General features: G+C 72.1%; 3 protein-coding genes. All 3 read left to right on the plus strand.

Annotated elements, in window-relative coordinates; translation table 11 throughout:
• Window positions 1-143 precede the first annotated feature (143 nt).
• Window positions 144-1,505 (plus strand): crotonyl-CoA carboxylase/reductase, encoded by a 1,362-nt coding sequence (gene ccrA, locus ACFZBX_RS36705; RefSeq protein WP_391538159.1) that lies wholly within the window; start codon window positions 144-146, stop codon window positions 1,503-1,505.
• A gap of 294 nt (window positions 1,506-1,799) precedes the next feature.
• Window positions 1,800-2,294, plus strand: a complete 495-nt coding sequence (locus ACFZBX_RS36710; RefSeq protein ID WP_391538160.1) for an NlmOI — start codon at window positions 1,800-1,802, stop codon at window positions 2,292-2,294.
• Window positions 2,295-2,436: 142 nt separating this feature from the next.
• Window positions 2,437-8,608 (plus strand): type I polyketide synthase (locus ACFZBX_RS36715; RefSeq protein ID WP_391538161.1); only part of this gene is annotated, 6,172 nt, incomplete at its 3' end.

Consider the following 8,608-nt stretch of genomic DNA (forward strand, 5'->3'; position numbering starts at 1 on the left):
TTTCGCGGGCCGCCACGGCCGGCGCGGCTGCGGGCGCTAACCACAGGGCTGGGGAGGTGGCGGCCCCCGGCCCCCCCCCGCCCCCGGGGGGCGGGGCCCCCCGCGCCCGGGGCCCCCCGCCACGCCGACGGAAGGGGTATGTGATGAGTTCCTTGGTTGAAGCGGTCCTGGCGGGTGCGCCGCCCGGCGAGCTGGAACGCGCGGAGCTGCCGAAGGAGTACACGGCGGCGCACCTTCGGGCCGAGGACGCGGAGATGTTCCGCGGCGTCGCCGACAAGGACGTGCGGAAGTCGCTGCGCGTCGGGCCCGTCGCGATGCCCGAGCTGGCCCCCGACGAGGTGGTCGTCGCGGTGATGGCCAGCGCCCTGAACTACAACACGGTGTGGTCGGCCATGTTCGAACCGCTGCCGACGTTCCAGTTCCTCAAGCAGTACGCCCGGCAGGGCGGGTGGGCCGAGCGGCACGACCTGCCCTACCAGGTGGTCGGCTCGGACGGGTCAGGCGTGATCGTGCGGGTCGGCTCCGGGGTCCGCCGGTGGCGCGTCGGCGACCACGTGGTGCTGAACCCGGTACACGTGGACGACCAGGAGCCGGCCGTCCACGCGGACGGCATGCTCGGGCTGGAGATGCGGGCCTGGGGCTTCGAGACGAACTTCGGCGGGCTCGCGGACTTCACGGTGGTGCGGGCCAGTCAACTGCTGCCCAAGCCCGCCCACCTGACCTGGGAGGAGGCCGCGGCCAACCTCCTGTGCGCCGGCACGGCCTACCGCATGCTGGTCAGTGACCGCGGTGCCCGGGTCAAGCAGGGGGACATCGTGCTGATCTGGGGCGCGGCGGGCGGGCTCGGCGGCTACGCGATCCAGTTCGTGAAGAACGCCGGTGGGATCGCCGTGGGCGTCGTCGGCTCCGAGAACAAGGCCGAGGCCGCCCGCGCGCTGGGCTGCGACCTGGTGGTCAACCGCGAGGAGATCGGCCTCGTCAACGGTGCCGAGCCCGACCCCGCGGAAGTGATCAGGATCGGCAAGCGGCTCGGCGGAATCATCCGCAAGGAGTTCGGCGAGGACCCGCACATCGTCTTCGAGCACGTGGGGCAGGCCACCTTCGGCACCTCCGTCTTCGTGGTCCGCCGCGGCGGCTCCGTGGTGACCTGTGGCTCCAGCACCGGCTACCAGCACCAGTTCGACAACCGCTACCTCTGGATGAAGCTGAAGCGGGTGATCGGCAGCCACGCCGCCAACTACCAGGAGATGTGGGAGACCAACCGCCTGATCTCCATGGGCAGGATCATGCCGATGCTGTCGTCGGTGTACCCGCTCAGCCAGGTGGCCGAGGCCACCCGCCTCGTCCAGACCAACGGCCACCTGGGGAAGGTCGGCGTGCTCTGCCTCGCCCCCGAGCCCGGCCTCGGCGTGACCGACCCCGGGCTGCGGCAGCGGATCGGGGCCGACCGGCTCACCCCGCTCCGCCCCTTCGCGGTCAACGGCCCCGGCGCCCTGGCGCGTTGAGGATCGCTCGCACCCCGCACGGAACCCCGGCGCACCCGCCCGTTCGGCCTTTCCCGCTGCGGGCCGGGGCCCGGTAGGGGGCCCCGCGGGCGCACCCGGCCGAAGGCCCCGAACCCGGACCCGCCCCTATCGGCGGGCCCCTGAACCGCGTTCGGATTCCGCCCCGCCCCTAACGTCGCCGGCATTCCTTGCCGGTGTCCCGGAGCCTCACTAGTTTCGTCGAAGGTGCGGGCTGATCAGACCCGTTGGGAATTCCCCGCCTCTCCACCATCTCGCCGACCACTGGAGTCGATTATGAGCACGCAGGAGACCGAGCCCACCGCAGCCCAGGAATACGCCGTCCCCGTCTCGGACCGGATGCGCGATCTGGACTTCCTGCTCGGCGAGTTCCGCGTCGAGTACACCAATCTCGTCGCCGACCCGCCGGCCACGGGCACCGCGAGCTGGACCACCCGGTCGGTCTACAACGGCCACGTCTACGAGCTGCTGCAGAGCGTTCCGGAACACGGCATCGAGGGCCGCTGGATCTTCGGCTGGAGCGCCGCGTCCTCCTCCTTCTACGGCCTCTACCACGACAACTGGGGGAACCACTCGACCCCTTCGGCCAAGGGCTGGGACGAGGACGGGAAGATCCGCTTCGTCGGCGACTGCTTCGGGTTTGGCCAGCAGTTCATCACCAAGGAGGAGTTCGAGGTGGTCGACGAGGACCACTACGTGAAGCGGAGTTTCGCCCAGCAGGGCGACGTCTGGGTGCCGTCGGACGTCATCCACGCCTACCGGGTCAAGTGACCCGGGCGCCCGCCGGAGCGACTCACCGAACAAGATCGGGTACGACCATGATCGGCCCCTGACGGATTGTTCCCGACGGGTCGGATCCCACCTCGCCGAGGGCGCGACGCCGCCGAAATCCTGGATGAGCAAAGGAAATAACATGACGATCGGGTCCGAAGTCAGCGCGGCCGCCGGCCAGCCCGTGACGAACGAGCCGATCGCCGTGGTCGGCATGGCCTGCCGGCTTCCCGGGGCGGCGGACCTCCGTGCCTTCGCCGCGCTGCTCACCGGCGGCGTCGACGCCATCACCGACATCCCGGAGAACCGCCGTTCGGCGCTGCCCGGCGCGGGTCCGGCGGCGGACGCCGTCTCCCGCGGTGGCTTCCTCGACGGGGTGGACCGCTTCGACGCCGCGTTCTTCGGGATCTCGCCGCGCGAGGCGGCCGCGATGGACCCGCAGCAACGCCTGGTGCTCGAACTCGCCTGGGAGTCGTTCGAGGACGCCGGCATGGCCCCGGCCCGCTTCCGGGCCCGCCAGGCCGGTGTCTTCGTCGGCGCGATCGCCGACGACTACGCGGCCCTGGTCCGCGCCGGGGGAGCGGAGGCCTTCACGCCCCACACCGCCACCGGACTCCAGCGCGGCATCATCGCCAACCGCGTCTCCTACGCACTGGGCCTGCGCGGCCCCAGCCTCACGGTCGATTCCGGCCAGTCCTCCTCGCTGGTCGCCGTCCACCTCGCCGCCGAGAGCCTGCGCCGTGGCGAGTGCGAAGTCGCGCTCGCCGGCGGCGTGCACCTGAACCTCGCACCCGAGGGAAACCTCGCCATCTCCAAGCTCGGCGCCCTCTCGCCCGACGGCCGTTGCTTCACGTTCGATGCCCGGGGCAACGGATTCGTTCGCGGCGAGGGTGGCGCCGTCATCGTGCTGAAGCCGCTGTCGGCGGCACTGGCGGACGGTGACCGGGTGCACTGCCTGCTGGCCGGCAGCGCCGTCAACAACGACGGCGGCGGAGCCAACCTGACCGCCCCCGACCAGCGCGCCCAGGAGGAGGTGCTGCGGCTCGCCCACCAGCGGGCCGGCACTGCTCCGTCCGACCTCGCCTACGTCGAACTGCACGGCACCGGAACCCCGTTGGGCGACCCGGTCGAAGCCGCCGCGCTGGGCGCGGTGCTGGGCCGCGCCCGCGGCGCCGGCTCCCCGCTGCCGGTCGGCTCGGTGAAGACCAACATCGGCCACCTGGAGGGCGCCGCCGGCATCGCGGGCCTGGTCAAGACGGCGCTCTGCCTCCGTGACGGCGTGCTGGTGCCGAGCCTCAACTTCGAGACCCCCAACCCGGCGATCTCGCTGGAGGAGACGAACCTGCGCGTGCAGGTCCGGCTCGAACCGATCGGCGGCGACGGCGCGCCGGGCGCCGCGGGCGTCAGCTCCTTCGGCATGGGCGGAACCAACTGCCATGTCGTGCTGACCCGCTGGGAGCCGGGCCGGGACGCCGCGCCGGTCCCCGCCGGCAACCCCGAGTCGGCCGTCCTGGAGTCGTCCGCACTCGCCTGGGTGGTGTCGGGGCGCAGCGAGGCGGCTCTGCGGGAGCAGGCTGCGCGGCTGGCCGACTCGGTCGGAGCCGCCGCGGACGCCGCCCGGCCCGAGGACGTGGCCTGGTCGCTCGCAGTCTCCCGCGGCATGTTCGAGCACCGTGCGGTGGTGTTGGGTGCGGGGTCGGGGGAGTTGCTGGGGGGTTTGCGGGCGGTGGCGGTGGGTGGTGGCGGTGGTGGTGTGGTGCGGGGTGTGGTGGGTGGTGATTCGCGGGTGGTGTTGGTGTTTCCGGGGCAGGGGTCGCAGTGGGTGGGGATGGGGTGGGAGTTGTGGGGTTCGTCGGTGGTGTTCGGGGAGTCGATGGCGGCGTGTGAGCGGGCGTTGGCGCCGTTCGTGGAGTGGTCGTTGCGGGATGTGCTGGGTGGGGTGGCGGGTGCTCCGGGGTTGGAGCGGGTGGATGTGGTGCAGCCCGTCCTGTGGGCGGTGATGGTGTCGTTGGCGGCGTTGTGGCGTTCGTTGGGGGTGGAGCCTGCCGCGGTGGTGGGTCATTCGCAGGGGGAGATCGCTGCGGCGGTGGTGGCGGGTGGGTTGTCGTTGGAGGACGGGGCGCGGGTGGTGGCGGTGCGGTCGCGGTTGATCGCGGGGCGCCTGTCGGGGCTGGGCGGCATGGTCTCGGTGGGCGCGTCGCGCGCGTTGGTGGAGGAGTTGCTGGCCGATTCCGGGGGTGGGGTGTCGGTGGCGGCGGTGAACGGTCCGGCGTCGGTGGTGGTCTCCGGCGAGCCCGGCGCCCTGGAGGCGCTGATGGTGCGGTGTGAGGAGCGGGGGGTGCGGGCGCGGCGGATCGCGGTGGACTACGCCTCCCACTCCGCGCAGGTCGAACTCCTGGAGGCGGAGCTGTTGGAGGCGTTGGCCCCGGTGCGGCCGAGGTCGTCGGGGGTGTCGTTCTTCTCGACGGTGACGGGTGAGTGGGTCGATACGGCGGTGCTGGACGCCGGTTACTGGTATCGGAATCTGCGTCAGCCGGTGTTGTTCGAGCCGGTGGTGCGGGGGTTGTTGGAGTCCGGGTTCGGGGTGTTCGTCGAGGCGAGTCCGCATCCGGTGCTGACCGTCGGCATCCAGGAGAGCATCGACGCGACCGACCGGGACGCGGTGGTCCTCGGTTCCCTGCGGCGCGACGAAGGCGGCTCCGAACGCTTCCTGAACTCCCTCGCCGAGGCCCATGTGCACGGCGTCGCGGTCGACTGGGCCAAGGTGCTCGGCGGCCGGGAAGCACGCCTGGTCGACCTGCCCGGCTACGCCTTCCAGCGCCGAAGCCACTGGCTGGCCCCCGCGACCGGAGCGGCGAGCCCGCCGTCGGCGGGCGGGACGCCGGTGTCCGGGACGCCGGTGACCGACGGGCTCGCGGAAGCCGCCGCACCGGACGGGGACGGCGACGCCGACGAGGACGCCTTCGCGCTGCTGCGCCGCAGCCTGCTCGGCCTGGCGCCCGCCGAGCAGCGCCGCCGTTGCCTCGACCTGGTCTGCGCCGAGGCCGCGGCGGTCCTCGGGTACGGCGGAACGGCCGACGTCCGCGCCACCTCGACCTTCCGCGACCTCGGCTTCGACTCGACCATGTCGGTGGAGCTGCGCAACCGGGTCGGCGCCGCGCTCGGTCGCCGGCTTCCCAGCACGCTGCTCTTCGACCGTCCGACCCCGACCGCGGTGGCCGACCACGTGCGCGACCTGCTGCTGGGCACCGGGGACCGCCTCCTCACGCCGGTCTCCGTGCCGGTCCAGGACGAACCGATCGTGATCGTCGCGATGGGCTGCCGCCTGCCGGGCGGGGTGACCACCCCCGAGGAGCTCTGGCAACTGCTCGTCGAGGAGGGTGACGCGATCTCCGGCTTCCCCGGCGACCGGGGCTGGGACCTGGAGGACCTCGCCCGCCCGGCTGGCGAGGACGGCGGCCCGATCCCGCAGGCCGGCGGATTCCTCTACGACGCCGCCGAGTTCGACGCCGCGTTCTTCGGGATCTCGCCGCGTGAGGCGGCGGCGATGGATCCGCAGCAGCGGTTGCTGCTGGAGACCTCGTGGGAGGCGATCGAGCGGGCCGGTGTGGATCCGGCCTCGCTGCACGGCGACTGGGTGGGCGTCTTCGTCGGCGCCATGGCCCAGGAGTACGGCCCGCGTCTGTACCAGCGCTCGGAGGAGGCTCGGGGCTACCTCCTCACCGGCGGTGCGACGAGCGTGCTCTCGGGCCGGTTGTCGTATGCGCTGGGGTTGGAGGGGCCGGCGGTGACGGTGGACACGGCGTGTTCGTCGTCGTTGGTCGCGTTGCATCTGGCGGCGCAGTCGTTGCGGTCAGGTGAGTGCTCGTTGGCGTTGGCGGCGGGTGTGACGGTGATGTCGTCGCCGGGGATCTTCGTGGAGTTCAGTCGGCAGAACGGGTTGTCGGCGGATGGTCGGTGCAGGGCGTTCGCGGCGGGGGCGGATGGCACGGGGTGGGGTGAGGGTGTCGGTGTGGTGGTGTTGGAGCGGTTGTCGGACGCGCGGCGTAACGGGCATCCGGTGCTGGCGGTGGTGCGGGGAAGTGCGGTGAATCAGGACGGTGCGTCGAACGGTCTGACGGCGCCGAACGGTCCGTCGCAGCAGCGGGTGATCCGTCAGGCGCTGGCGAGTGCCGGTCTGTCGGCGGCCGAGGTGGACGTGGTGGAGGCGCACGGGACGGGCACGACGCTGGGCGATCCGATCGAGGCGCAGGCGCTGCTGGCGACGTACGGCCAGGACCGTCCCGAGGACCGCCCGCTCTGGCTGGGCTCGCTGAAGTCGAACGTCGGTCACACACAGGCGGCGGCGGGTGTCGCGGGTGTGATGAAGATGGTGCTCGCGATGCAGCACGGCGTGCTGCCGAAGACGCTGCATGTTGACGAGCCTTCGCCGCAGGTGGACTGGTCGGCGGGCGCCGTCGAGCTGCTGGCGGAGGCCCAGGCGTGGCCTGAGGACCGGCCGCGTCGTGCGGGCGTCTCCTCGTTCGGGATCAGCGGTACCAACGCGCACGTGATCCTGGAGCAGGCTCCCGAGGCCGAGCCAGTAGAGGTGGAGACGGTGCCGGTGGCGTTGGGGGGTGAGGTGGTGCCTCTGGTGGTGTCGGGGCGCAGCGAGGCGGGGTTGCGGGAGCAGGCGGCGCGGCTGGTGGGGGTGTTGGAGCGGTCGGGGGTGCGGCCGGTGGATGTGGCGTGGTCGTTGGCGTCGGGGCGTTCGCGGTTCGAGGAGCGGGCGGTGGTGGTCGGTGCTTCGGCGGCGGAGCTGCTGGAGGGCCTCGCCGCTCTGGCGGACGGTGCCCGCACCGGCGTGGCTGTGCGGGGTCGGGTGGTTCAGGACGGGCGGGTGGTGTTCGTCTTCCCGGGGCAGGGGTCGCAGTGGGTGGGGATGGGGTGGGAGTTGTGGGGTTCGTCGGTGGTGTTCGGGGAGTCGATGGCGGCGTGTGAGCGGGCGTTGGCGCCGTTTGTGGAGTGGTCGTTGCGGGATGTGGTGGGGGCGGGTGAGGAGGACCCGCGGTGGGAGCGGGTGGACGTGGTCCAGCCGGTGCTGTGGGCGGTGATGGTGTCGCTGGCCGCGTTGTGGCGTTCGCTCGGGGTGGAGCCGGCGGCGGTGGTGGGGCATTCGCAGGGCGAGGTCGCGGCGGCGGTGGTGGCGGGCGCGCTGTCGCTGGAGGACGGGGCGCGGATCGTGGCGGTGCGGTCGCGGTTGGTGGCGGGGCGCCTGTCGGGGCTGGGCGGCATGGTCTCGGTGAGCGCCCCGCGCGCGTTGGTGGAGGAGTTGCTGGCCGACTCGGCGGGTGGGGTGTCGGTGGCGGCGGTCAACGGCCCCGCGTCGGTGGTGGTCTCCGGTGAACCCGGCGCCCTGGAGGCGCTGATGGCCGGCTGCGAGGAGCGGGGCGTACGCGCCCGGCGGATCGCGGTGGACTACGCCTCCCATTCCGCGCAGGTGGAGTTGTTGGAGGCGGAGCTGTTGGAGGCGCTGGCCCCGGTGCGGCCGAGGTCGTCTGGCGTGGCGTTCCACTCGACGGTGACGGGTGAGCGGATCGACACGGCGGTGATGGACGCCGGCTACTGGTACCGCAACCTGCGCGAGACCGTGCAGTTCGAATCGGTGGTTCGCGGTCTGATGCGGCAGGGCCACGGCGTCTTCGTCGAGGCCAGCCCGCACCCGGTGCTGATGGTGGGGATGCAGGAGTGCGCGGAGTCGGTCGACCTGGATGCGGTCGTTCTGGGCTCGCTTCGTCGTGGTGAGGGTGGGGTTGGGCGGCTTCTGACCTCCCTGGCAGAGGCGTTTGTGCGGGGTGTGGAGGTGGATTGGGGTTCGGTGCTGGATGGGCGTGGTGGTCAGTGGGTGGATCTGCCGACGTATGCGTTTCAGCGGGAGCGGTTCTGGTTGGAGACGTCTGGGCTGGGTGTTGTGTCGGGTGTCTCGTCGGGTGGTGGTGATGGTGGGTTCTGGGAGGTGGTGGAGCGGGGTGATGTGGGTGGGTTGGCGGGGTTGTTGGGTGTGGGTGACGGGGTGGATCTGGGTGGGGTGATGCCGGCGTTGTCGTCGTGGCGGGAGCGGTCGCGGGAGTCGGCGGTGGTGGACGGGTGGCGGTATCGGGTGGTGTGGCGTCCGGTGGCGTCGGGTTCTTCAGTGCGGGTTTCGGGTGTGTGGTTGGTGGTTGTGGGTGCGGGTGTGGAGGACGGGGGTTGGGGTGAGGCGTTGACGGGGGTGTTGGCGGGTGCGGGTGTGGAGGTGCGGTCGGTGGTGGTGGGGGCCGGTGAGGGTCGTGAGG

It is taken from the genome of Kitasatospora sp. NPDC008115 (genome assembly GCF_042957205.1).
GTDB lineage: Bacteria > Actinomycetota > Actinomycetes > Streptomycetales > Streptomycetaceae > Kitasatospora.

Coding starts and splice junctions, on each gene's coding strand:
- ccrA (WP_391538159.1), top strand. CDS start 144: ATGAGTTCCTTGGTTGAAGCGGTCCTGGCGGGTGCGCCGCCCGGCGAG.
- ACFZBX_RS36710 (WP_391538160.1), top strand. CDS start 1,800: ATGAGCACGCAGGAGACCGAGCCCACCGCAGCCCAGGAATACGCCGTC.